Origin of the sequence: Polaribacter butkevichii (assembly GCF_038024105.1) — a bacterium.
Taxonomy (GTDB): Bacteria; Bacteroidota; Bacteroidia; order Flavobacteriales; family Flavobacteriaceae; genus Polaribacter; species Polaribacter butkevichii.
Window position 1 is genome coordinate 2,535,917 of record NZ_CP150661.1, and the last position, 25,619, is coordinate 2,561,535.

Genomic DNA, 25,619 nt, shown 5'->3' on the forward strand with positions numbered 1-25,619 from the left:
AACGTAGTTACCCTAAAAATGAAAAAACAAATACTTTACATACTACTATTTATTTCTACCATAGGTTTTGCACAAAACCCAATGGTAAAAGCAGAAATAGATACCACCAATATTAGAATTGGTGAACAGTTTCAATTAAAAATTACGGTAGATGAAACTCAGAATGTTATCGTACCTAAATTACATTTAAAAGGTTTAGAGGTAATAGATTCTACCCAAGTAGATACTATTAAAAATTCTTTAATCAGAAAGTATATTTTAACTGGTTTTGATAGTGGTGCATTTTACATTCCGCAACAACAAATATTTGTAAAGAACCAAGCATTTTTAACAGATTCTCTATTAGTAAATGTAGCTACAATTGCTATTGACACAACTAAGGTGAAGAAATTTCCTATTAAATCTATTAAAAGCGAACCTTATACTTTTGATGATTTTAAAATATACGTTTACATACTTTTAGCTGCTTTGGCAATTATAGGTTTCTGGATTTACTGGTTTGTTATTAGAAAACGAAAAGAAGAGGAAGAAGAACCAACTTACAGAGCATTACCGCCTTACGAAGAAGCTATTTATAGGCTAAATGAATTAGACGAAAAATTATTGTGGCAAAACAATAAAGTAAAAGAATATTATTCTGAATTAACCGAAATTGTTCGTGGTTATATAGAACGAGAATTAAAGGTACCTGCATTAGAAAAAACAACTGACGAAGTTTTAGATATGTTAAAAGATTTTAAAGATGCAGAAACAATTCAGACCTCAGAAGACACCATTAAAAAGTTAAAAGCGTTATTACAAGAAGCAGATTTGGTGAAATTTGCAAAATCGAAACCTTTAGCTATAGAAATTGAAGAAGACAGAAAAGACGCACAAGACATTGTGAGTAATTTAAAACCTAAACCAATTATTGAAGAAAATGATGAATTGGAGTAATTTTGAATTTCATAGTCCGGGTTTTTTGTGGCTGTTAGCAATCATACCATTATTAGCAATTTGGCACTTTTTTATGCGTAAAAAAGATGCCGCAGTTTTAACAATGCCTAGTATAAAAGGTTTTAATACAGACTCTCTTTTATCTAAATTAAAACCCGCTTTATATCTTTTAAGACTATTCGCCTTGGCAGCAATTATTATTGCCTTGGCAAGACCAAGAAACGTTGCTGTAAGTAAAAAAACAAAAACGAATAAAGGGATAGATATTGTTATGGCCATTGATGTTTCTGCAAGTATGTTGGCTAGAGATTTAGAACCAAACAGACTAGAGGCTCTTAAAAAAGTAGCTATAGATTTTGTAGATAGAAGACCTAACGACAGAATAGGAATTGTAGTTTACGCCGGAGAGAGTTTTACACAAACACCAATTACAAGCGATAAAGGGATTGTAAAACGTACTATTTCTGAATTAAAATGGGGACAATTAGAAGGCGGAACTGCCATAGGAATGGGCTTAGGTTCTGCAGTTAACAGATTAAAAGAAAGTACCGCAAAAAGTAAGGTTATCATTTTACTAACCGATGGTGTAAATAACTCAGGAAACATAGATCCTAGAACTGCTACAGAACTAGCCAAAGAATTAAACATTAAAACCTACACCATAGGAATTGGAACAAACGGAATGGCAGATTTTCCTTATAGTAGAGATCCTAGAACTGGTAATTTACAATTTAGAAAGCTACCAGTAGAAATTGATGAAGAGTTACTAAAAGAAATTGCCACAGAAACACAAGGAAAATACTTTAGAGCAACAGACAACGAGTCGTTAAAAGAAATTTATGATGAAATTGACAAGCTTGAAAAAACAAAAATAGAAGAATTTAAGTATTACAATTATCAAGAAAAATATAGAATTTTTGTCTTTTTAGGACTAGGATTCTTATTGTTAGAATTCTTGTTAAGAAATACCATCTTTAAATCGTTTATTTAAAGTGCTCTATTTTTTTTAAAGCTTGTACGTATTTACAAAATAAGGTTAGAAAACACAGTATTAAATAGTTGTATCTAGAATAGAATAACATCTCGATACAAATTTGATAAAAAATCAAATTCACTCGATGTGACAGAGTGAATAAAAATTACAAGACCAAACAATGTATAAAATTGAAGAACCAATTTATTTTTCCCTACTAATAATCGTTCCAGCAATGATTGTTGTTTTCTTGTTGGTTTTATGGTGGAAAAAAAGAACACAACGTAAATTTTCTGATTTAAATTTACTAAAAAAATTAGCACCAAATTCATCAACATTTAAATCGGTTTTAAAACTGGTATTTTTACTTTTAGGAATTACATTTTTAATAATTGCTTTGGTAAACCCTAAAATGGGAACCAAATTAAAAACGGTAAAAAGAGAAGGTGTAGATATTGTTTTTGCCTTAGATGTTTCTAAAAGTATGTTGGCAGAAGATATTGCGCCTAACCGATTAGAAAAAGCAAAACAAATTATCTCTAAAACAATAGATCAATTAGGGTCTGATAGAGTGGGAATTATAATTTATGCAGGAAACGCATATCCGCTTTTACCTATTACTACAGATCATGCAGCGGCAAATATGTTTTTGCAAAACGCAAATCCAGATATGGTTTCTAGCCAAGGAACAGATATAAATGGAGCCTTAGAATTAGCCAAAACATATTATAATAATGACGAACAAACCAATCGTTTTTTAGTAATTATATCTGATGGAGAAGATCATCAAGAAGAAACAAAACAAGTTGCTAAGAATTTAGCAAACGAGGGCATTAAAATTTACACCATTGGTGTAGGATTAGAAAAAGGAGCACCTATACCTATGCGCGTAAATGGCTCTATGATTGGCTATAAAAAAGACAACAAAGGAGAAACTGTTATTACCAAGCGAATGCCAGATGTTTTACAAGGTATTGCAGATGCTGCCGATGGAAATTACATTGATGGTAATGTTACAGAAAGACCGGTTAAGGTTATTGCTGATGTGATTGCAAATGCTGAAAAAAGCGAATTTGAAACCAAACAATTCTCTGATTACAAAGACCAATTTCAGTGGTTTTTAGCCATCGGTTTACTATTTTTATTGATTGATATTTTCTTATTTGATAAGAAAACAAAATGGTTACGAAAAGTAGATTTGTTTAATGAAGAAAAAACAAATAAATAACCTAAGTTACTTCTAAAAAAGACACAATTTTATCAACTAAAATTACATAATATCAAAAGAGCCGATTAAGTTTTAATCGGCTCTTTTGGTGTGAACCCATAAAATTTCAGTTTTAAAACCCTCTTTCCTCCTATTTTTTCATCAACAGAAAAAACTAATAAAACAGATTCAATAAGAAAGTATTCTTTGCTAATAAAGTTGATATAGCTTCTAAATATCAATCCAAATTTATGTATTATAGTTATATCTAAATTCTTATTTCCATCCATAAAAAACTCCCAAAACTTAAAAACAACCTTCTATTTTTTTAAATCTAGTTTCAATTATCAATTGGTAGCTGCTACCTATACTTTTTTACAAGGGTTCAACTATCAAAAACCACAATAAAAAAAAAGTAATCTGCACAACAATAAGGTATATATTTTACACACCAAGTGGGTAAAAATTACACATAAAAACACACTAAAAACTTATAAACACCAGTAAATAGGCACTTATTTCTAACGGCACGCAAATTGGTTTAGATGTATACACAAGATCTAAATAATTTTTAAAATGAAATCAGCAACCTTTAATTTAAAATTACAGAATAACAAATTTTCTATAGAAAATAAGAAAACCTCTCCAATTAATTATAGAGCTCTTATTATTCTTGTAAGTTCATTTGTTATAATGATTGGCGCTGCTTATTCCGTTTATGTATTACAAGATGATTTTTCAAAATTTAATTTTAATAGATTAAATAACAATTTTGGATTTCTATTTTTTACACTAGCAGCTGCACTATTTGTCTTTGGAGCAATGACTTTTATTTACGATGTATACTTGTACTTTAAATACAAACCAATTGCCTCTGTAAGTGATAACGAACTCCCTACTGTTACAGTAATTGTACCTGCATATAACGAAGGAAAACAAGTTTGGGCTACGCTAGAAAGTTTAGCCAAAAGCGATTATCCAAAAGAAAAATTACAATTACTATCTATTGATGATGGTAGTAAAGACGATACTTGGTATTGGATGAAAGAAGCTAAAAGAATTTTAGGAGATCAAGTAACCATAATGCAACAACCTAAAAACATGGGTAAAAGACACGCATTGTACCGTGGTTTTCATATGGGTACGGGAGAAGTTTTTGTAACGGTAGATAGTGATTCTATTGTAAAAAAGGATACCCTTCGTAATTTAGTAAGTCCAATAGTTACAGATAAAAAATGTGGTGCTGTAGCAGGTAACATTCAGGTGTTGAATAATAAAAAAGCCTTGTTGCCAAAAATGCTAAATGTTAGTTTTGTAATGAGTTTCGAATTTAAACGATCTGCAGAAAGCAGTTTAAATTCTGTTTTATGCACTCCTGGAGCATTAGCGGCTTACAAAGCAACTGCCGTATTTGCATGTTTACCAGAATGGATCGATCAAAAATTTATGGGGAAAGCTTCGGATATTGGTGAAGATAGAGCCTTAACCAATATGATTTTAAAACAAGGTTACAGCGTGTTATTTCAAAAAAACGCCTATGCCTATACAAATGTACCAGAAGACTATACGGGCTTGTATAAAATGTTTATTAGATGGGGCAGAAGTAATGTTAGAGAAAACATTGCCATGTATAAATATGTTTTTACCAATTTTAAAGAAGGTAGCAAATTTGGATCGAGATTGTTATTTGTTACGCAATCAATAAAAATGATAATGTCTTACCCTTTTTTAATATTCATGTTCTATTTCGTCTTAACACATCCCGTTTTATTTATAAGTTCTACACTATTAAGTATTTTAATATTCTCTACATTCCCTGTATTATTTTACTCAAAAAAATATGATTTAAAAGAAGCTTTGTGGGCATACTCGTACAGTATTTTATACACCTTCGGATTATTCTGGATTACTCCATATGCAATTGCAACAGCAGGTAAAAGTGGTTGGTTAACTCGTGAACTAGCCGCATAAATAGATTAAGAATTAAGGACAAAACAACCTTTGTAAACATCGGTTAAAGAAGTAACCCCTAATTCTATTGATGAACAGTAAATACTATTTATTGTTCATCAATTTTTTGTTTATAGGTGTTTTATGCAAAGCCATACAAAAACACCTACCTTTTTAGGTAACTGACAGCAAACAACATACCCCAACTACAACCCTAAAAAAACTTTAGTTTTATAGATTATAAAGGTCTTTTAACTAAAAAAGAATGTAATTTTTACACTGTATAAATTATTAAAAATAACAACTTATTAACAAAATACTTTTTTTGAATGCCTTACTTTTGTAATCATTAATTTTTATGAAAAATGATACAGAATTATGAAAGAAATTCAAAATAAGATGAAGAATTTACAATACATCCTTATCGTTTTCTTAATGCTATTTTCATCTAAAGAAATTTTAGCACAAAAAGATTCTATTGCTTTACAACGACAAGCAAGAAAGTTGTTAAGACAAGGAAATGAATTGTACAGTAAAAAGCAATTTACAGACGCCTCTGTTGCTTATCAAAAATCATTAAGTAACAACTCTAATTACGATAAAGCCTCTTATAATTTAGGGAATGCTTTTTATCAAAATAAAAATTTTAAAGAGGCTGTACCTCAATACGAATTAACTGCAAAAACGGCAAAAGATAAATTTACAAAGGCAGAAGCGTTTCATAATATCGGTAACGCTATGATGGAGCAAAAACAATATCAACCAGCGGTTGATGCCTATAAAAATTCTTTAAGAAATAATCCTAATGATGATGAAACTCGCTATAATTTAGCCGTTGCCCAGAAATTATTAGAGAAAGAAAATCAAGATAATAAAGACGACAAAAACAAGGATAATAAAGACAATAAGGATAAAAAAGATAAGGATAAGAAAGACAAAGACGATAAAAATAAAGACAAGGATAAAGACAAAAAAGACGGAGACGACAAGGACAAAAAAGACGACAAAGATAAAGATGGTAAGGGAGACAAGGATCAAAAGAAAAACCAAGATCCTAAAAAAGATGAGAAAAAAGAGCAACAAAAACCCAAACCTCAACAAGGAAAAATGTCTCCGCAACAAATAAAACAATTGCTAGAAAGCTTAAATAATGAGGAAAAGAAAACTCAGAAAAAAATGAATGCTAAAAAAGCAAAAGGTAAAAAAGTAAAACAAGAGAAAGATTGGTAAAAAAATCCCATCTTTACTTCTTCAAAAAAGAAGAAACTCAAACTTTAAGGACTATTTATAGTTGAGGAAAATATAGTTTAAAATAAAATAAGCGTGTTTCTCCCATTTTGGGAGATTTAGAGAAACGAATATGAAGTTGAAATTTTACATAACATTATTTATAAGTTTGCTTTCGCTTACAGGAGTTGCCCAAGAAGCAACCTTATTAGCAAAAGTGAGTAAAAATAAGTTGGGCGTAAACCAACGATTGCGAATTGAATTCTCAATAAACAAACAAGGTGGAGATGATTTTTCTCCTCCTAAATTTTCTAATTTCAAAGTTGTTGGCGGACCAAGCCAATCGGTAAGTCAATCTTGGATAAACGGAAAAGCTAGTTTTACACAGTCTTACTCGTACATTATTCAACCCAAAAGAAAAGGAGAATTAACTATTGGGCCAGCAAGCATTAAAATTGGTGGAAAAACAATAAAATCTGAACCCATAAAAATTATTGTTTCAGATGCTGTTGCTGTACCCAAAAACCCAAATGACCCTAATTATGTTGCACAACAAAACATACATTTGGTTGCAGAAATTTCTAAATCTAGCCCTTATGTAGGCGAAGGAATCTATGTAGAATATAGACTTTATGTAAGCGAAAATGTTAGTGTTTACGATACCAATGTTACAGAAGCACCACAATACAATGGTTTTTGGAATCAGGCTATTAAAATAGATGCGTACCCTGTAAAAATGGGAAAATATAATGGAGAAGATTACAGATACATTGTGCTTCAAAAAGCTTTATTAATACCTACAAAAACAGGAAAATTAGCAATAGATCCTATGAAAATGGATATTGTTATTGGTGTTCCTACAGGGAGAGCAGATTTTTTTGGAAACGTAATTACCAGAAATGTTAGAAAAGAATTTGCTTCCGTAAAAAAAACAATTACTCCTAAAAGTCTTCCTTTAAAAGGCAAACCTACAAATTATAATGGTGCTGTTGGAGATTTTAATTTTGATGTTTCTTTAAATAAAGATGTTTTAAAAGCAAATGAAAGTTCTCAAATTAAAGTAGCCGTTTCTGGAGAAGGAAATTTAAAATTATTTGAATTACCAGAAATTACAACTCCGGTTGAATTAGAAAAATATCAACCAGAAAGAAAAGAAAAAGTTAGAGTAAATTCTGGCGGAATTTCGGGTTCAGTATCCGATTTATACACCATTGTACCACAGTATAAAGGAAAATATAAAATTCCGAATGTTTCTTTCTCTTATTTTAATCCGAAGGAAGAAAAATACCACACTATTACAACCGATGATTTCTATGTAAACGTATTAGAAGGCAAAGAATTAAAACCAGTTACAGACACTAATACAGTTCAAAAACAAACCGTAACTTCTACAGGTAAAAACTTTAGATACATACAAACAAAAAGTAATTTAGAGCTTGTAGACACAAGTGATTTCTTTAAATCGAACTTGTTTTATATTTTATTATTATTACCTCTAATTACAATTCCGATTGGTATTTTTATTGCTAAAAAGAACGAAGAAAGAAGTAACGATCTTATTGGAAACAAACTTAGAAAAGCAGAAAGATTGGCTAAGAAATATTTATCTAAAGCACAAAAACAATTAGGTAAAAAAGAAGCTTTCTACGAAGCTTTAGAACGCGCATTACACAATTACTTAAAAGCAAAATTAGGTATTGAGACGGCAGATATCAGTAAAGAAAAAATTACTGAAATTTTAGAAAATAAAAAGATTGAAACAACCACAATTCATCAATTTATAGAAGTATTAAAACATTCTGATATGGCACGTTACTCTCAAATAACCAACACAGAAATGGAAGCTGAATTTGAAAGAGCTAAACAAGTTATTGTTGAATTAGATAAACAATTATAAAATGAAGAAACTATTTTTTTTATTGTTGATAATTGTCAACTCGGTTACTGCACAAAATGTAGATAGCTTATTTGTATCTGCAAATAATTTATATAAAAACGGTAAATTTAACGAAGCTATTGAGTTATATAAAAAAGTAGAATCGCAAAAATTAGTATCGTCAGAGTTGTATTATAATTTAGGTAATTCTTATTATAAACTTAACAAAGTAGGTCCATCTATCTATTATTATGAAAAAGCTTTAAAATTAAATCCTTTAAATGAAGATGTAAAAAACAATTTGGTTTTTGCAAAACGCTTAGCGCTAGATAATATTGAGGTATTACCAAAAACAGTTTTACAAAAGTTTTCTGTAAATTATTTACAAAAACTATCTTATAACCAGTGGGCAGTAGTAGTTATTGCATGCTCTATTTTAGGTAGTTTGTTATTTTTATTATTTTACTTTGCAGAAAGCCCTTCTAAAAAACGATTCTATTTTACAACAAGTAGCATTAGTTTTATACTTTTAATTGCTTCATTATTTATTACTTATAATCAATATCATTTTTCTATAAATAACAAAGAAGCCATTGTTTTTGCAGAGAAAACAGAAGTTAGAAATGCGCCAACATTAAATTCTGAAGAAGTTTTTACGTTACATGAAGGCACCAAAGTATTTGTTTTAGATGCAGTAGATAACTGGAAAAAGATTAAACTAGCAGATGGTAAATTAGGATGGATAATTGCTGACGAAATTAAAATAATAAGCGATTTTTAATGTTTAATTAACAAGTTTTTAAGATTTGCTTTGCTATTTTTGCAATTCAGGAAAAATAAAAAATATTTGAAAATTAAAATTGCAATCTTATTCGCTATACTTTTTGTAAGTGTTATTACAGCACCAACAATTATAAGTTTTGTTGATGAAAATCAAGATATTTCAATTTTCTTAAGTTTAAATGAAGAGGAAGAAGACAATTACGAGTCAGAAACTTTTAAAGAACTAAAAGTATATCCGCATTCCTCATTACAAGTATTTTTTAGAAAAATTGAAAGAAGAGAAATTGTACGTTTTACATCTAAAGACTACACCTCTTTGTTTCCTAAGATAACTACCCCACCACCTAAGTTTGTACTTTAACCTTCGTACAAAAAAAACAACAATTTATTTAACTTAACAAAAAAACTCTATTCTTATAAGAACGGAGTAAAAACACATTACATATGTTTAAAAACATTAAAAACGATTTACCTGCAAGTATTGTAGTGTTTTTCGTAGCATTACCTTTATGTTTAGGTATTGCTTTAGCAAGTGGGGCACCATTATTTTCTGGAGTTATTGCCGGTATTATTGGAGGTGTTATAGTAGGTAGCCTTAGTGGCTCTAAATTAGGTGTTAGTGGTCCTGCAGCAGGATTAGCAGCTATTGTATTAACCGCTATTGGAACCTTAGGTAGTTATGAAAACTTTTTAGTTGCTGTAGTATTAGCAGGTATTATTCAATTAATTTTTGGGGTATTAAAAGCCGGAGTTATTGGTTATTATTTTCCATCTTCTGTAATTAAAGGGATGTTAACCGGTATTGGTATCATCATTATTTTAAAACAAATCCCACACTTTTTTGGGTATGATGCAGAACCAGAAGGAGCTGATGCTTTCTTAGAAACTTCAGGAGAAAACACTTTTTCTTCTATTTTTAATATATTTGATCATCTTATTTTAGGATCTGTTGTAATTGGTCTTTTAGGGTTAGCTGTAATTTTATTTTGGGATACTGTTTTGGCTAAAAAAGCCAAATTTTTTACGGTTATTCAAGGGCCATTAATTGCAGTTGTTTTAGGTATTATATACCATTTACTTACAAGTAGTAATGAAACATTAGCTATTTCTGCATCACATTTAGTAAGTGTACCTATTCCTGATGATATTGATTCTTTTCTAGGTCAATTTAGTTTTCCTAATTTTGGTGCAATTACAAATCCAGAAGTATGGGTAGTAGCTTTTACAATTGCATTAGTAGCAAGTTTAGAAACTTTATTAAGTGTAGAAGCTTGTGATAAATTAGATCCAGACAAAAACGTTACACCAACCAATAGAGAATTATTGGCACAAGGAGCAGGAAACATCGTTTCTGGTTTAGTAGGAGGTTTACCAATTACGCAAGTAATTGTAAGAAGTTCTGCAAATGTACAATCTGGCGGAAAAACAAAATTATCTACTATTATACATGGTTTCCTTTTGTTAATTTCTGTAATTTTAATTCCAACTTTATTAAATAAAATTCCATTATCCGTACTAGCTGCCATTTTATTAGTTGTTGGTTACAAATTAGCAAAACCAGCATTATTTAAACAAATGTATAAACTAGGATGGAAACAGTTTGTACCGTTTATTGCAACGGTTGTTGGTATTGTTTTTACAGATTTGTTAGTAGGTATTGGTCTAGGATTAGCGGTAGGAATTGTAGTTATTTTATTAAAAAGTTACCAAAACTCTCACTTTCTTCATATTGAAGATAAAAGTAATGGTAAACACAAAATAAAAATGACTTTAGCCGAAGAGGTAACATTTTTTAACAAAGGTGCTATTTTAAAAGAATTAGATAGCCTACCAAGAGATACCTATTTAGAAATAAATCTTATTAAAACAAGGTATTTAGATAACGACATTATAGAAATTCTAGAAGATTTCTTGTTTAAAGCAAAAGAACGAAACATTGAAATAAAATTAATATCTAAACGTGGTACGGTAGAAAATCCGGCAAGTTTTATTCACTTCTTTAATGATAGACCTAAATCTAATTTAAGTTTAAGTTAAAGACGATGGAAAAAAAGAAAAAATATAAAATTTTAGTACTATCAGATCTAAAAGAAAACACGCTAAGTGTCTTAAAAAGCTCTGTAAGTTTAGCTAAAATAATAGATGCAGACATTCATTTTTTTTATGCCAAATCACCTACAGATATTGTAAAAAACGACAATCAATTATCCGCCAAAAGGGCGATAAATGAATCGTCTTTTATAATTGATAAAGAAATTAAAAACATTGTAAATTCGTTTACTAAAGATAATAACGTACCTATTAAATATTCTTTTACTATTGGCAATGTAAAAAACGAAATCGATACTTATTTAAAAGAAAACAACACAGATATTGTTGTTTTAGGAAAAAGAAAATCGAAATCTTTACATTTTCTTGGAGATAATATTACAGACTTTGTTTTACAACAACACAAAGGGACAATTGTTATTGCAGATGAGCATAATTCTTTAGAGCAACCTAAAGAAATGTCTTTAGGTATATTTAACCAGACAAAATCTAATAATATACTTGTAGAGCATATTTTAAGTTCTTCTAACAAACAGTTAACTTCTTTTAAAATAGTAGATAGTTCTAGTCATTTAAAAGAAGAACCTTTATCTAACGATAAAAAAACAACTGAGTACGTTTTTGAAAAAGGAGACAATGCCATGAAAAACATTTGCAATTATTTATCAAAAAGTAGTATCAATTTACTTTTTGTAAATAGAAATCATAGTAACACAACAAAATCAAATATTAAAGAGGCAATTAAAAACCTTAATTGCTCTCTTATTTTAACAACATAAAAAACAAAAAGATTATGAAAGCACATACAAGAGAAACGCAAGCTACAATGACACCAGAAAAGTCATTACAGTATTTAAAAGAAGGAAACCAAAGATTTCAAGACAATTTAAAAGCACATAGAAACTTATTAGAACAAGTTAACGATACCAGTTCTGGTCAATTTCCTTTTGCAACTATTTTAAGTTGTATCGATTCTAGAGTTTCTGCAGAACTTGTTTTTGACCAAGGTTTAGGAGATGTTTTTAGTATTAGAATTGCTGGTAACTTTGTAAACCAAGATATTTTAGGATCTATGGAGTTTGGTTGTAAATTAGCAGGCACAAAACTTATAGTTGTTTTAGGACACACAAGCTGTGGAGCCATAAAAGGAGCTTGCGATAACGCTAGATTAGGAAACTTAACAGCAATGCTTAATAAAATAAAACCAGCAGTAAACGCTATTTCAGAACCAAAAGATCCTTCTTTAAGAAATTCTTCTAACCTAGAATTTGTAGACAATGTTGCTGCAAAAAACGTAGCACTTACTATAGAAAGAATTAGACACGAAAGTGAAGTTTTATCTACCATGGAAGAAAATGGAGAAATTATGATTGTGGGTGCCATGTATAATATTAACGACGGTGGCGTAACCTTCCTTAATTAAAAAAGCACCCTATTACTTAATAAAAGAGACCTTAAAAATCTCTTTTATTAAGTATATATTAATTATATTACCTAGAATATTTAGAACTACTATATGAAAAATTTATTCTCAAATATAAAAGGTGATATTTTTGGTGGTATTACAGCAGGTATTGTAGCACTACCACTAGCACTTGCTTTTGGAGTATCTTCTGGTTTAGGCCCTAGCGCAGGTTTATATGGCGCTATTTTTATAAGTTTTTTTGCGGCACTTTTTGGAGGGACAAGCACCCAAATTTCTGGACCAACAGCACCAATGACCGCTGTTAGTATGGTTGTTATTGCAGGTCTTATTGCAGCAAATGATGGAGATGTATCTAAAGCTCTACCCGCAATTTTAACCGTTTTTTTATTAGCAGGTTTATTTCAAATAGGTTTAGGATTAATTGGCTTAGGAAAATATATTAGATATATTCCTTATCCAGTAGTTTCTGGTTTTATGACCGCAATTGGTCTAATTATTTTACTAACACAAGTATTGCCTTCTGTAGGGTATTATCCTAAAGATGATGTAGAATTTGTAAGTAAATTTAATGCACAAGCACAACAAGTTATTTTAGAAAACATCTTAAAAGATGAAGTTGGAGACGGAGTTTTAGTCATCGATAACTTTAAAGAAACAATTACTACAGCACAAAAAACAACATCTAAAGACATTGAAAAAGAAGCACAAATACTAGCTACCAAAGAAACTTCTGGCGCATTAGGTGCTATTAAAGCAATTCCTAGAGCACTACAAAATATAGATTGGTTAGAACTTTTACTGGCCTTAGGTACCATTTTTATAATCTATGGCTTTAAACGAATTACCACTAAAGTACCAAGTACATTGGTGGCACTTGTGGTAATGTCTGGTATTGCAGTTGCTTTTGGCTTAGAATATAGAACGATACAAGAAATTCCAAGCGGAATACCATCTATTAAATGGGAAATATTTACCGGATTTTCTTTAAACAGCATTACTCCTTATATTTTTACAGCATTAACATTAGCGCTCTTAGGTGCCATAGATTCTCTTTTAACAAGTGTTGTTGCAGACAACATGACCAAAACAAAACACAAACCAAATAATGAATTAGTAGGCCAAGGGATAGGAAATAGTATTGCCGCTTTGTTTGGTGGAATTCCAGGTGCTGGGGCAACTATTAGAACTGTAGTAAACATTAATGCAGGAGGGAAAACAAAACTTTCTGGAATGATTGCTGGTGTTATGCTACTAATTGTAATGCTTGGTTTAGGTCCTATTGCCTCTAAAATACCCGCAGCAGTGTTAGCAGGTATCTTAATTACCGTTGGTATTGGAGTTATGGATTACAAAGGATTAAAGGCAATACCTAGTTTACCTAGAGATATTAAAATAGGTCCTTTAAAATTAAGTTCAGAGGTGTTAATTATGATGGTAGTAATGCTGCTTTCTACTTTTTGGAATTTAGTATATGCAGTAGGTATTGGTTTGATTATTGCATCACTCATGTTCATGAAAAAAATTGGAGATTTAACGGCAGAAAGATCTGATGTAAAATCATTAAAAGAAGAAGAATGGTCTGATGAGAAAGAGTTTCCTTCTATATTAAAAGAAGAAGTGTTTATAAAACACATTAAAGGGCCTTTATTTTTTGGCTCTACAAGCGATTTTCAAGCACTTTATCAACAAATACCTAATACTGCTAAAATAGTAATTATGCGTTTGGGCAGAATGCAATATATGGACCAATCTGGTCTGTATGCTATGGAAGATATGTTGTTAGATTTAAAAACTAAAAACGTAGAGGTTTTATTTGTTGATCTTTTAAAACAGCCTAGATATATGATGGAAAGAATTGACATCATTCCAGATTTTATTCCAAAAGAACACATTTTTAAATCTTTTGATGCCTGTACCAATTGGATTAAACAAAACAGAAAAAACACTAATTAAAACTTAAAAAAATGGATTTAAATAAGGTTTTCAAGAACAATGAAGATTGGGTAAAAGAAAAATTATCTGTCAATAAAAATTTTTTTGAAGAATTGGGGAAAGGCCAAAACCCAGAGTTATTATACATTGGTTGTTCAGACAGTAGAGCTACAGCAGAAGAACTTATGGGCGCAAAACCCGGAGAAGTTTTTGTGCATAGAAATATTGCTAATATGGTTATTAGTATCGATTTAAATGTAATGTCTGTTGTAAATTATGCCGTAGACCAATTAAAAGTTAAACACGTTATTGTTTGTGGTCATTATGGTTGTGGTGGTGTAAAAGCGGCAATGCAATCTGCAGATTTAGGTATTTTAAATCCTTGGTTACGTAATATTAGAGACGTCTATAGAATTCATGCAGACGAACTAAATACAATTGATTCTGAAGAAAAAAAGTATGAACGATTGGTAGAATTAAATGTTAAAGAACAATGTGTAAACCTAATTAAAACTGCGGCAGTGCAAAAAGCATACAGAGATCGTGGCTTAAAAGTACATGGTTGGGTTTTTGATATTCATACAGGAAAACTAATAGATCTTAAGATTGATTTTGAAAAATATCTAGAAGATATTATGAAAATTTACCATCTAGATTAGAAATTAAAAAGGCTGTTTAAAAAGTTTTTTTTGGCAAGCTTTACCCTTTTTAAACAGCCTATTCTTTATTATCAAAAAAACTTAAAATTTCTATAAAGGTTTTTCCGCTTTATCTTCTTTAATTATCGATGGAAAAATAGTTGGTGCTACTTTTTTTACAGGAGCATATAATATAGATGCTTCTAAAGTTTCTTTTTCTATAAACGGAATGGTATCATTCATTTTACCAAAGAAAATAAAAACAACACTTAGTATTAAGCCAATCTTTAAAGCGCCAAAAACACCACCTAGTATTTTATTTAGAATTCCTAAAGAGGCAAAATCAGCAATTTTAGTTAATGCTTTTCCTAAAAGTGCAATTACTACAATTATAATTACAAAAGTAATTGCAAAAGAGGTTAAAGAAATATATTCTGGTTTCCAAGAAACATATTCTTTTAAAAAATCTGAAACAAAATACGAAAAATGGATTGCACCGTACACACCGCCTATTAATGCAACCAAAGAAGCTACTTCTACAAACAACCCTTTTAACAATCCTCTTACAAAACCAAAAAGGAGTAAAGAAGCAATAATAATATCAAAAATATTCATGGAATTAATTTTCTCAAACCTACATAATTTTTAGTCAATTTAAAAATGCCAGTTGTATCTTTACAACTTATAAAAAAAGTAAGATGTCTAAAACACTCACCTTAAAAGAAAAATGGGATTTGTTAGTTGGTAAATTAACAGGTCAATTTGCAGATGGAGACGAATTAAATATGGATGGAATTATCTATTTAATTGGCGTACAAGAATTAGGGCAAGGTCATAGAGAATTTAAGAAAGACGAAAAAGTAAACCTAATGCATATTGCCATTTGTAAGCTTTTAGAACCGTATGGTTATTACGAATTCGATTTTTATGATGATGATGCTTGGCCACATTATAAAACACTTACAGAATTACCAAACTTAAAACCAGGAGAACAAACTGTGTTAATGAAAGAAGCTATTATAAACTATTTCGACACGCTAAATTATTAACAATACGCTAATAACCTGTAATATTGTTTTCTTTTTAGAACCTTTTTATGGAGAGAATTTATTAAATAAATTCCTAATTTAATAGAGAAATAGTACTTTTGGTACGTTTCTTGAAATTAGCTTAATAAGAACAAATCAAACTTAAAAAATGAAAAAAATACTTGCTTTTATCTTCTTAATTTCTTCATTTGCACAAGCACAATACACTGTTAACGGTACAATGTATCCTACTTTAAAAAGTGATTGGGTTATTTTATATAAAATAGAAGGAGCCACACAAAAGTTTGTACAAAATTCTAAAATAGCAATAGATACTGTTACAATTCAAGGAAAAAAACAAGCAATAGGTAAGTTTAGTTTTACACTACCAACAAACACAAAACCGGGTTCTTATAGAGTAACTTATAAATTAGAGGAAGCTGGTTTTGTAGATTTTATTTTTAATAAAGAAGATGTAAGTTTTAGTTTTAATCCTAATTACGGAAACCAAACCGTTTTTTTTACAGCTTCAAAAGAAAATATTTTATATAAAAGTTATTTAGACAAAAGTTCTGCAGCGCAACAAACATTAGATTCTATACAAGTTGTAGGGTTACAAAATAAAAGTTTAAATTTAAATAAAGAATATAAAAAAGCTTTAAAGCAAGTAAATGATATTCAAAAAGAATATTTAGAAACTTCAAACGGCATGTATGTTCAGCCTTTTATTAAAGCTTCGTTAAAAAATAATTCTTCGGATATTTTAAAAACTCCAGAAGAATATATGTCTAGCATGAATAATACTTTTTTTAACAACATAGATTTTGATAATAAAACGCTTTTAAACTCTTCTTTTTTAATCAGTAGAATTACAGACTATGTTTTTTATATTAATTATTCTGAAGACCAAGAAACACAACAAAAATTATATAAAAAATCGGTAGATACCGTACTTTCTAAAATTGAAAATATCACTTATAAAAAAGATGTAATTGAGTTTTTGGTTACTCAGTTTGAATCTTCTATGAATTTAGATTTAATAGATTATTTGTTTGAAACTTATTACAACAAATTACCAGCTAACATTCAAGATAAAAACTTTAAAAAAGCTAAGCAAGCCCTATTTGCTGCTGAAGTAGGTAGAATTGCACCAGATTTTTCTTGGAAAGAAAACGGTAAAGAATTAAAACTTTCTAAGTTAGACGATGCAGAAAATTATTTATTAATTTTTTGGAGTACCACTTGCTCACATTGTTTAAACGAAGTACCACAAGTACATAAATTTTTAAAAGATAATAAAAAAGTAAAAGTAGTTGCTTTCTCTTTAGAAAAAGAGGCTTTTGGATGGAACAGTTTTAAGAAAACACTACCAAATTGGCATCATGTTTTAGGATTAAACAAATGGGAAAACAAAATTGCAAGAACCTATAATATTGTTTCTACACCAAGTTATTTTATTTTAGATGCTAACAAAAAAATTATTGCAAAACCAGAACATTTAAAAGATGTAAAAGATTTTTTTACCGAAAAGTAATGGTAAAAAAATGGGTAGTTATTTTTGCGTTATTTATTAATTATAATGTTGTTAGTCAACAATATTTTAAAATTAATGATGACGCTCCTAGCTTTAAATTATGGCTTACAGATGGTACAAAATTAACCAATAAAGAAATTAAAGAAAAAGTAGTTATTTTTAAATTTTGGTTTACCTCTTGCATGCCTTGTTTAACAGACATTCCTAACTTAAATAACCTTGTAAAAGAGTTTGAAAAAAGAGATGATATTTTATTTATTGCACCTGCATTAGATAGAAAACCAGTAATAGAAAAACTATTAAAAGTACATCCTTTTAACTTTCAAATTGCTTATTCAGCAATGGATGTAAGTCAGAAATTTAACAAACAACAAGTATACCCCTCTTATTTTATCATCAATAAAAAAGGAAAAATTACCTACATAGATAGTGGCAGTAAAAAAACTGATATTAGTGATTTAAGAAAAGCTATTTTAAAAGCTTTAAAGTAGTCTTACTTTTTCTTTGCTTGATTTAAAGAGGTTATAATAATACCAATTACCACTAAAAAGGCTCCAAAAAACTGAAGTAAAGTTAACCGTTCTCCTAAGAAAAAAGACGCTAATATTATGGTAGATATTGGCCCAACACCAGCAACAATAGCAAAGTTAGACGAGCTAATCATTTTAATAGAAGTACTTACTAAAAACGAAGGTATTACGGTTGCAAATATTGCTATTAAAAACCCAAAACCATATACCTGCCAAGGTAGATGAAACAAATCTGTATCACCAATAATGCTAAAGTGAACAAACACACAAAAGCAAGAAACTAACATGGCATAAGCCGTAAACCTTACCACACCAAATTTAGGAATTAACCAGCCGCTACCTACCAAATAAGAAGCATAGGTTATTGCACTTAAAAGCACAAAGAAGCCTCCTAAATACACATTATTACCAGAAATATCAACCTCATCAGAAAAAGCAATTACAATACCTACGTATGATAAAAAGATGGCAAGCGCCTGAAATTTAGTAATAGGTTGTTTAAAGAATAATCTATTTAATAAAATAACAATGGTAGGATATACAAATAAAATAATACGCTCTAAACTTGCTTTTATGTAGCTTAAGCCTTCAAAATCGAAATAACTTGCTAAATAATAACCAACCAAACCAAAAAATACTACCCAATAATAATCTTTATGAGTCGTTTTAATATGCTCATTTTGTTTCCGGTACAAAAACGCAATCACCACATAAAAAGGAAAAGAAAATAACATCCTTAACAATAACATAGTAATGGCATCTACATTATAATTGTACGCCAGTTTTACCATTACAGCTTTAGAAGAAAAAAGGACAATACCTAAAACACCTAAAAGAACACCAAACCAAAACTTTTTTGTAACCATAGAACGAAACTAAAACTTAGGCTTTTAAAAAGATCTTTTATTGAATATTGATTACGATGTTCAGCTGAAAAGGAATTGTTAAAAATGAAGAAAAGCATCTTCTAAATGCTCTATTTTTGTTTCTTTTTTTTGATAGATAATCGCAATAATATCAAAACGGACATCAACATCTAAATCTTTATCAACCACGTAATAATCAATTGCAGACAGTAAGAGTTTTATTTTCTTCGGATTTACAAAGTCTTGCGGATTACCAAAATAATCGGTACTTCTTGTTTTTACTTCTACAACCGCTAAAGTGTTATCTTTTTTAGCAATAATATCTACTTCTGCTTTTAAATAACGGTAATTGGTTTCTAAAATTTTATAACCATTTTTTAATAAAAAATCAATGGCTAATTTTTCTCCTTCTTTTCCAAGTTCATTGTGTTCTGCCATTTTTTTGAGTTTTTAGTCTTCAGTTGGCAGTTTTCAGTCTGTTGTTAAATTGAAAATTGCAGCATGTTAATTTACAAATTATTACTTACTTTTATAATAATGGAAAAAGAAACGCTTATTAAATATTTAGAGTTCTTAAAAACAGAATCCAAAAGACATCAAAATGATAAAATTATTACTGATGATGAGTTAAATCAATTAGAAATTGAAATAAAAAGATTTATACAGAAAGTTAAAGAAAGCTTATTTTCTAAAGAAATAAAATTCATAATATCACAAATAGACTTTAACCTAAATGAAGAAAATCACAATAAACCAAAACACAAATGGCTGAATTTTATTGGTGGTTTTCAGGCTAATGAATTTAAGCAACAAGAAAATCGTAAACAACGGTTTTTAAAACTTTACAATGAGCTAGACGCTACTTTATTTAAAGTAAAATCTATTTTGTAAACTTAACAAAATACTGTCCGTTACCAACAGATAGCTTTATGTTTCGTCCAAAAATCATTGCTCTATTATCTGCTTCATGTCCCGCAGGGAAATCAAAGAAAACAGGAATATCCTCTGGAACAACATCTAAAATTAATTGCTCAATAGTACTTCCCCATTTAGTAGAATTCTTTCTGATAGAAGACATATTACCTATAATTACAGCACTTACATTTGTAAAATATCCGGCACGTTTTAAACTTTGTAACATTCTATCAATAGAATATTTATACTCGCCAATTTCTTCAATAAACAACACTTTACCATCCGTATTTAACTGACTTTTAGAACCTAACATAGATGCTAAAATAGCCAAGTTTCCTCCTACTATTTGTCCTTCTATTATTTCTGATGATGGAATTCTATTATATTTTGATGATGGAATTTTATAAGAAATAGCTGTACCAAACAACGCATTTTTAAAACTCGAAATTGTTTTAATAATTTCCTCTGGCTTCTCCTCTAAACTACTTGCCATCATTCCATGAATGGTTTCTACACCTAAATTATGAATGTGGTTGTGAAACGCAGTAATATCAGAATACCCAATGATCCATTTTGGGTGCTCCATAAACGTTGTGTAATCTAATAAGTCTAAAATTCTTACAGAACCGTAACCGCCTCTTGCAGCCCAAATTGCTTTAATGTTTGGGTTATCTAACGCATCCTGAAAATCTTGACAACGTTCTACATCCGTTCCTGCAAAATGATTGTTTTGTTTGAATACGTTTTTACCTATAACTACTTTTAAACCCCAACTTTCTGCTAATTTTTTAGCTTTAAGAATGGTTGCTTGTCTGTTTTTTAAAATTCCAGCAGGCGCAACAATAGCAATTGTATCTCCTTTTTTTAAATAAGCAGGTGTACTTAGTTTTTCTTGTGCTTTTATCGATGAAAAAATCATCAATAAAAACGTAATAAATAGCATATTTTTCTTCAAAATAGGTGTTGTTTCTTGTTTCTGATTGTATAAAAATCTTATTATGGTAAATGTATCAATTTTCAATGGTTTTTAAAACTCCGTTTTTCGTACTTTTGCACTTCAAAAATCAGTCCACAATTAATACATAGAACACATGAGTGCTCCTAAAAGATATACAATTACTGCCGCTTTACCTTATACAAATGGTCCAATTCATATTGGTCATTTAGCAGGTGTTTACGTTCCTGCAGATATTTATGCGCGTTATTTACGCTTAACTGGTAATGATGTTGCCTACATTTCTGGTTCAGATGAACACGGAGCTGCCATACCAATGAGAGCTAAAAAAGAAGGCGTTTCTCCGCAAGTAATTATTGATAAATACCACGGAATCATCAAAAAATCTTTCGAAGATTTCGGAATTTCTTTTGATAATTATTCTAGAACCTCATCTAAAATTCATCATGAAACTGCATCTGATTTTTTTACAAAAATGTATAATGATGGTGAGTTTATAGAAGAAGTTTCTGCACAATTGTATGATGAGGAAGCAAATCAGTTTTTAGCAGATAGGTTTGTAGTAGGAACTTGCCCTAAATGTGGTTTCGAAGAAAGTTATGGAGATCAATGTGAAAACTGTGGTACTTCTCATAACGCAACAGATTTAATTAACCCTAAATCTGCAATTACAGGTAATGTACCAACAGTAAAAGAAACAAAACACTGGTTTTTACCTTTAGATAAACACGAAGCTTTTTTACGTGAGTGGATTTTAGAAGGTCATAAAAAAGATTGGAAACCTAATGTTTACGGCCAAGTAAAAAGTTGGGTAGAAGATGGTTTAAGACCAAGAGCAGTAACAAGAGATTTAGATTGGGGAATTCCGGTTCCTTTAAAAGATGCCGAAGGAAAAGTTTTATATGTTTGGTTTGATGCGCCAATTGGCTACATTTCATCTACCAAAGAATGGGCTGCAAGAGAAGGAAAAAACTGGGAAGATTATTGGAAAAAAGATGATACCAAATTGGTTCATTTTATAGGGAAAGACAATATTGTTTTTCACTGTATAATTTTCCCTGCAATGCTAAAAGCTCACGGAGATTTTATTTTGCCAGACAATGTACCTGCCAATGAATTTTTAAATTTAGAAGGAAATAAATTATCGACTTCTAAAAATTGGGCAGTTTGGCTGCACGAATATTTAGAAGAATTTCCAGATCAGCAAGATGTTTTACGTTATACATTAACTGCAAACGCACCAGAAAGTAAAGACAACGATTTTACTTGGAAAGATTTTCAGGCTAAAAACAACAACGAATTGGTTGCTATTTTTGGTAACTTTATTAATAGAGTTGTGGTTTTAACTAACAAATATTACGAGGGAATTGTACCTGCACCAAATGATTTTACAGAAGTAGATGAAGATGTTTTAGCAGCTGTAAAAGAGTTTCCGAATATTATTGGTAAGTCTATTGAAAGATACAGATTTAGAGAAGCTAGCCAAGAATTAATGAATTTAGCAAGACTTGGTAACAAGTATTTAGCGGATGAAGAACCTTGGAAAGTTATAAAAGTTGATGCAGCACGTGTACAAACAATTATGTATGTTGCTTTGCAAATTTCTACAGCATTGGCAGTGGCTTCTAAACCATTTTTACCGTTTACTTCGGATAAATTAAAAGGAATTTTAAATATTGATGACTCGCTTTCTTGGACAGATGTTACCGAAAAAGATGTTTTATTACCAGCAGCTCATCAAATAAACAAAGCAGAATTGTTGTTTTCTAAAATTGAAGATAAAACAATTGATGCTCAGATAGAAAAATTAGAAGCAACTAAAATTGCCAACGAGCAAGAAAATAAAGTGCTAGAACCTCAAAAAGAAACTATTGAATTTGAAGATTTTACCAAACTAGATATTAGAATTGGTACTATTTTAGAAGCAGAAAAAGTGGCTAAAACTAAAAAGCTTTTAAAATTAAAGGTTGATGTTGGTATAGATACAAGAACTATTGTTTCTGGTATTGCAGAAAGCTTTTCGCCAGAAGATATTATTGGTCAGCAAGTTTCTGTTTTGGTAAACTTAGCACCTAGAAAAATTAGAGGTGTAGAAAGCCAAGGTATGATTTTAATGACAGATACTCCTGATGGAAAATTAGCTTTTGTAGAGCCAGAAAAAGCCGTTAAAAACGGACAACAAGTAAGTTAAATCTATTTTATTTACTGATAAACTAAAAAAAGTCACTTTTAAGTGGCTTTTTTTAGTTTATCAGCAATTTTACACGACTAAAGATACTCTTTTAATCGACAGATTATTGTCAATAACCGAAAGACACTTACACTTTGTAAGCATTTAAAAAATTACTTTTAGAAACGCTTTATATTTGTATCATATTAGCAATGCCCCCATAAATGTGCTAAATATTGAGTAGCAAGTTAAAAGGTTCCCTAAGAATTTTAACAAAAAAAGTTACTCACATCCAATTGTCAAAACCATGTATTTGGTTTTGGCAATTTTTTTGTTTTAAACTCATTTAAAATTAGCTTAAAATTGAATCTTGTTTTAATTCATTTATAAACGGCTGCTTGTAAATTCTCTTACCTAAAGCCGCATTAATTGCGTTGGCAACTGCCCCACCTGCTGGAGGTAAACCTGGTTCTCCCAAACCTGTAGGAGATAAATCATTTTCTACAAAATGAACGGCGACTTTTGGCGTTTCTTGCATTCTGATTAATCTATATGTATCAAAATTTTTGTGTGTTGGTTTTCCATCCTTTAAAGAAAAATCAGCATACATAGCGTGCCCTATTCCATCTAAAACACCACCTTCTAATTGGTTTCTTGCTCCTGTTGGGTTTACTACAACACCACAATCTACCGCAACAGTTACTTTTTTAACTATAGGAAAACCATCTTTTAAAACAATATCTGCAATTTCTGCAACATGTGTATTATGGCTATAATATGCAGAAAAACCTTGGTAAACACCTTCTTTTGTTTTTCCCCAATTTCCTTTTTCTCTCACTAATTTAATAGTGTCTTGCATTCTTTGTCCGGAATATTCAATTTTTTTATCAGTAGTCCCTTTTACATTTTGCAATAAATCTAAACGTAATTGAATAGGATCTATATTTAATTCTGATGCCAATTCATCAAAGAAACTTTGTTCTGCAAATGCTAAAAAATTGGTATAAGGAGCTCTCCACGCACCTGTTGTAACGTTACTTTTAGAATTGCCTGTTTCTACTTTATAATTAGGAATACATCCTGCAGGAAAAAAATTAGGAATTAATCCATACATATTACTACCAACAGCTGCTTCAATTAAATGATATCCAATTACTTTTCCGTCTTTTAAAGCGGCTTTTATTCTATATTTTACAGAAGGCTTGTAAACTCCTGTAGTCATATCATCTTCTCTTGTAGAAATTAATTTAATCGGTTTTTTTATAACACTAGATATTTCTGCGGCTTCGTATACAAAATCTCCGTAGAGTCTTCTACCAAAACCACCTCCCATTCTTGTCATTTCTACAGACACCTTATCAACATCAAAATCTAACATTTCTGCAACCACTTGTGCTGCAAATTCTGGTGTTTGTACAGGACCTGCTAATTGAATATTTTCTGCAGTTACATTTGCATAAAAATTCATAGGTTCCATACAATTGTGTGGTAAAAAAGGAGAATGATATGTTTTTTCAATCACCTTATCTGCCGTTGCAAAAGCCTTTTTTAAATCACCATCTTCTCTTCTTGTAGTTAACCCTTTACCTTCTAATATCTTCGTTAATGCTTTATTTTGATTTTCTGTAGATTCTAATTTAGAGTCTTCTTTCCAAATTGCAGTAAGTGCTTTTTTTCCTTTAATTGCAGCCCAAGTATTTGTTGCAATTACCACTACTTTATCGGTTTCTGACATTTTAAAAGTCCAGTTTTTCTTCCCAGAATTCAAAAATTTTCTCGCTTTATCGCCAATGGTAATTACATCAATAACACCATTTATTTTTTTTGCTTCAGAAGCGTCAAAACTTTCTAATATTTGCCCAAAAGCTGGAGGTCTTAAAACAGATGCATATAACATACCTTCTGCCTTATAATCCAATCCAAAAAGAGGTTTTCCTGTAATAATTTTATCAATATCTACGTTTACTATTTCTTGACCAATAATTGTAAAATCTTTAATTTCTTTCAACTTTACATCTTCTGGAATTGATAACAAAGCTGCTTCTTTTACAACATCTCCATAGCCTAATTTATCTCCGTTTGCATTTGTAATAATTCCTTTTGATGCTTTACAAGTACTAGCATCTACATTCCACTTTACGGCAGCCGCATTTACTAACAATTGTTTTGTAGTTGCACCTGTTTGCCTTAAAGCATCCCAACCAAAACGTATCGATTGGCTACCTCCTGCAACTTGTCTTTTAAAATTTTTAGTATCTAAATTAGCTTGTACAACACGTACTTTGCTCCATTCTACATCTAATTCTTCTGCAATAATCATAGGCATTGCTGTTTTTACACCTTGCCCAATTTCTGGATTTGGAGAAAAAATAGTAACGTAACCATCATCAGAGATTTTAATAAATGCGTTAAAATCATTAAAGTTTAAACTATCAATATCTACTGGCATTACGGCTTCTGGTTTGCAAGCCGTTAATAAATTAAAACCAACTAAAAGGCCACCACTTGCTAAAACAGATGCCTTTAAAAAGTTTCTTCTGCTAAAATTATTCTTTGATTTAGATTCCATTTTGTGAAGTAATTTTTAGGTTTTCCTCTTCGAAAAATTTGAGGAACCACTTTTT

At 30.2% G+C, this 25,619-nt stretch carries 23 protein-coding genes; 18 read left to right on the plus strand and 5 right to left on the minus strand.

Annotated features, from left to right (window positions below):
- The first annotated feature begins 18 nt into the window (after window positions 1-18).
- The 13 genes from WG951_RS10815 (at window position 19) to WG951_RS10875 (ending at window position 15,018) form a co-directional block, all read left to right on the plus strand.
- Window positions 19-936, plus strand: a complete 918-nt coding sequence (locus WG951_RS10815) for a BatD family protein (RefSeq protein WP_105049795.1) — start codon at window positions 19-21, stop codon at window positions 934-936.
- Complete coding sequence (locus tag WG951_RS10820; RefSeq protein WP_105049794.1) at window positions 923-1,927, plus strand: vWA domain-containing protein; 1,005 nt, start codon at window positions 923-925, stop codon at window positions 1,925-1,927. The genes WG951_RS10815 and WG951_RS10820 overlap by 14 nt, the downstream gene beginning before the upstream one ends.
- 163 nt (window positions 1,928-2,090) lie before the next feature.
- Window positions 2,091-3,137, plus strand: coding sequence for a vWA domain-containing protein (locus WG951_RS10825; RefSeq protein ID WP_146105295.1), 1,047 nt, complete (start codon window positions 2,091-2,093; stop codon window positions 3,135-3,137).
- Between the two features lie 555 nt (window positions 3,138-3,692).
- A complete protein-coding gene (locus WG951_RS10830) occupies window positions 3,693-5,087 on the plus strand; it encodes a glycosyltransferase (RefSeq protein WP_105049791.1) in 1,395 nt (464 codons plus the stop codon).
- A gap of 357 nt (window positions 5,088-5,444) precedes the next feature.
- On the plus strand, window positions 5,445-6,296 hold the full coding sequence (locus WG951_RS10835; protein ID WP_245893539.1) for a tetratricopeptide repeat protein: 852 nt from the start codon (window positions 5,445-5,447) through the stop codon (window positions 6,294-6,296).
- A 130-nt stretch (window positions 6,297-6,426) separates the two neighbouring features.
- Window positions 6,427-8,190, plus strand: a complete 1,764-nt coding sequence (locus tag WG951_RS10840; RefSeq protein ID WP_105049790.1) for a BatD family protein — start codon at window positions 6,427-6,429, stop codon at window positions 8,188-8,190.
- A 1-nt stretch (window position 8,191) separates the two neighbouring features.
- Complete coding sequence (locus tag WG951_RS10845; protein ID WP_105049789.1) at window positions 8,192-8,950, plus strand: SH3 domain-containing protein; 759 nt, start codon at window positions 8,192-8,194, stop codon at window positions 8,948-8,950.
- Window positions 8,951-9,016: 66 nt separating this feature from the next.
- Window positions 9,017-9,313: a hypothetical protein gene (locus WG951_RS10850; RefSeq protein WP_245893538.1), complete on the plus strand. Its 297-nt coding sequence runs from the start codon at window positions 9,017-9,019 to the stop codon at window positions 9,311-9,313.
- A gap of 83 nt (window positions 9,314-9,396) precedes the next feature.
- A complete protein-coding gene (locus WG951_RS10855; RefSeq protein ID WP_105049788.1) occupies window positions 9,397-10,989 on the plus strand; it encodes a SulP family inorganic anion transporter in 1,593 nt (530 codons plus the stop codon).
- Window positions 10,990-10,994: 5 nt separating this feature from the next.
- On the plus strand, window positions 10,995-11,780 hold the full coding sequence (locus tag WG951_RS10860) for a universal stress protein (protein WP_105049787.1): 786 nt from the start codon (window positions 10,995-10,997) through the stop codon (window positions 11,778-11,780).
- Window positions 11,781-11,794: 14 nt separating this feature from the next.
- On the plus strand, window positions 11,795-12,424 hold the full coding sequence (locus WG951_RS10865; RefSeq protein ID WP_105049786.1) for a carbonic anhydrase family protein: 630 nt from the start codon (window positions 11,795-11,797) through the stop codon (window positions 12,422-12,424).
- A gap of 93 nt (window positions 12,425-12,517) precedes the next feature.
- Window positions 12,518-14,380: a SulP family inorganic anion transporter gene (locus WG951_RS10870; protein WP_340914206.1), complete on the plus strand. Its 1,863-nt coding sequence runs from the start codon at window positions 12,518-12,520 to the stop codon at window positions 14,378-14,380.
- Between the two features lie 11 nt (window positions 14,381-14,391).
- Window positions 14,392-15,018, plus strand: coding sequence for a carbonic anhydrase (locus WG951_RS10875; protein ID WP_105049784.1), 627 nt, complete (start codon window positions 14,392-14,394; stop codon window positions 15,016-15,018).
- A gap of 90 nt (window positions 15,019-15,108) precedes the next feature.
- On the opposite strand, the gene WG951_RS10880 is transcribed toward WG951_RS10875, so the two are convergent.
- A complete protein-coding gene (locus WG951_RS10880) occupies window positions 15,109-15,612 on the minus strand; it encodes a CvpA family protein (RefSeq protein ID WP_105049783.1) in 504 nt (167 codons plus the stop codon).
- An 83-nt stretch (window positions 15,613-15,695) separates the two neighbouring features.
- Here WG951_RS10880 and WG951_RS10885 point away from each other — a divergent pair, with 83 nt between their 5' ends.
- The 3 genes from WG951_RS10885 (at window position 15,696) to WG951_RS10895 (ending at window position 18,050) form a co-directional block, all read left to right on the plus strand.
- On the plus strand, window positions 15,696-16,046 hold the full coding sequence (locus tag WG951_RS10885) for a hypothetical protein (protein WP_105049782.1): 351 nt from the start codon (window positions 15,696-15,698) through the stop codon (window positions 16,044-16,046).
- Window positions 16,047-16,194: 148 nt separating this feature from the next.
- Complete coding sequence (locus tag WG951_RS10890; RefSeq protein WP_105049781.1) at window positions 16,195-17,559, plus strand: TlpA family protein disulfide reductase; 1,365 nt, start codon at window positions 16,195-16,197, stop codon at window positions 17,557-17,559.
- Window positions 17,559-18,050, plus strand: coding sequence for a TlpA family protein disulfide reductase (locus WG951_RS10895; protein ID WP_105049780.1), 492 nt, complete (start codon window positions 17,559-17,561; stop codon window positions 18,048-18,050). The genes WG951_RS10890 and WG951_RS10895 overlap by 1 nt, the downstream gene beginning before the upstream one ends.
- 2 nt (window positions 18,051-18,052) lie before the next feature.
- Here the strand turns inward: WG951_RS10895 and WG951_RS10900 are convergent, their stop codons facing one another.
- Together WG951_RS10900 and WG951_RS10905 are read right to left on the minus strand one after the other, a co-directional pair.
- The gene (locus WG951_RS10900) at window positions 18,053-18,955 is read right to left on the minus strand and encodes a DMT family transporter (protein ID WP_105049779.1); all 903 of its coding nucleotides are present in this window, start codon (window positions 18,953-18,955) and stop codon (window positions 18,053-18,055) included.
- A gap of 78 nt (window positions 18,956-19,033) precedes the next feature.
- Entirely contained in the window at window positions 19,034-19,393 is a 360-nt protein-coding gene (locus tag WG951_RS10905) for a YraN family protein (RefSeq protein ID WP_105049778.1), read from the minus strand.
- A 63-nt stretch (window positions 19,394-19,456) separates the two neighbouring features.
- Here WG951_RS10905 and WG951_RS10910 point away from each other — a divergent pair, with 63 nt between their 5' ends.
- The gene (locus tag WG951_RS10910; protein WP_105049777.1) at window positions 19,457-19,846 is read left to right on the plus strand and encodes a hypothetical protein; all 390 of its coding nucleotides are present in this window, start codon (window positions 19,457-19,459) and stop codon (window positions 19,844-19,846) included.
- Here the strand turns inward: WG951_RS10910 and WG951_RS10915 are convergent.
- Window positions 19,836-20,789 carry a S66 peptidase family protein gene (locus WG951_RS10915; protein WP_105049776.1) on the minus strand — a complete coding sequence of 318 codons (954 nt, stop codon included), beginning with the start codon at window positions 20,787-20,789 and terminating at the stop codon, window positions 19,836-19,838. The genes WG951_RS10910 and WG951_RS10915 overlap by 11 nt on opposite strands.
- A gap of 172 nt (window positions 20,790-20,961) precedes the next feature.
- Here WG951_RS10915 and metG point away from each other — a divergent pair, with 172 nt between their 5' ends.
- Window positions 20,962-23,016 (plus strand): methionine--tRNA ligase, encoded by a 2,055-nt coding sequence (metG, locus tag WG951_RS10920; RefSeq protein ID WP_105049775.1) that lies wholly within the window; start codon window positions 20,962-20,964, stop codon window positions 23,014-23,016.
- Window positions 23,017-23,347: 331 nt separating this feature from the next.
- Here the strand turns inward: metG and WG951_RS10925 are convergent, their stop codons facing one another.
- Window positions 23,348-25,564, minus strand: coding sequence for a xanthine dehydrogenase family protein molybdopterin-binding subunit (locus tag WG951_RS10925; RefSeq protein ID WP_105049774.1), 2,217 nt, complete (start codon window positions 25,562-25,564; stop codon window positions 23,348-23,350).
- Between the last annotated feature and the right edge of the window lie 55 nt (window positions 25,565-25,619).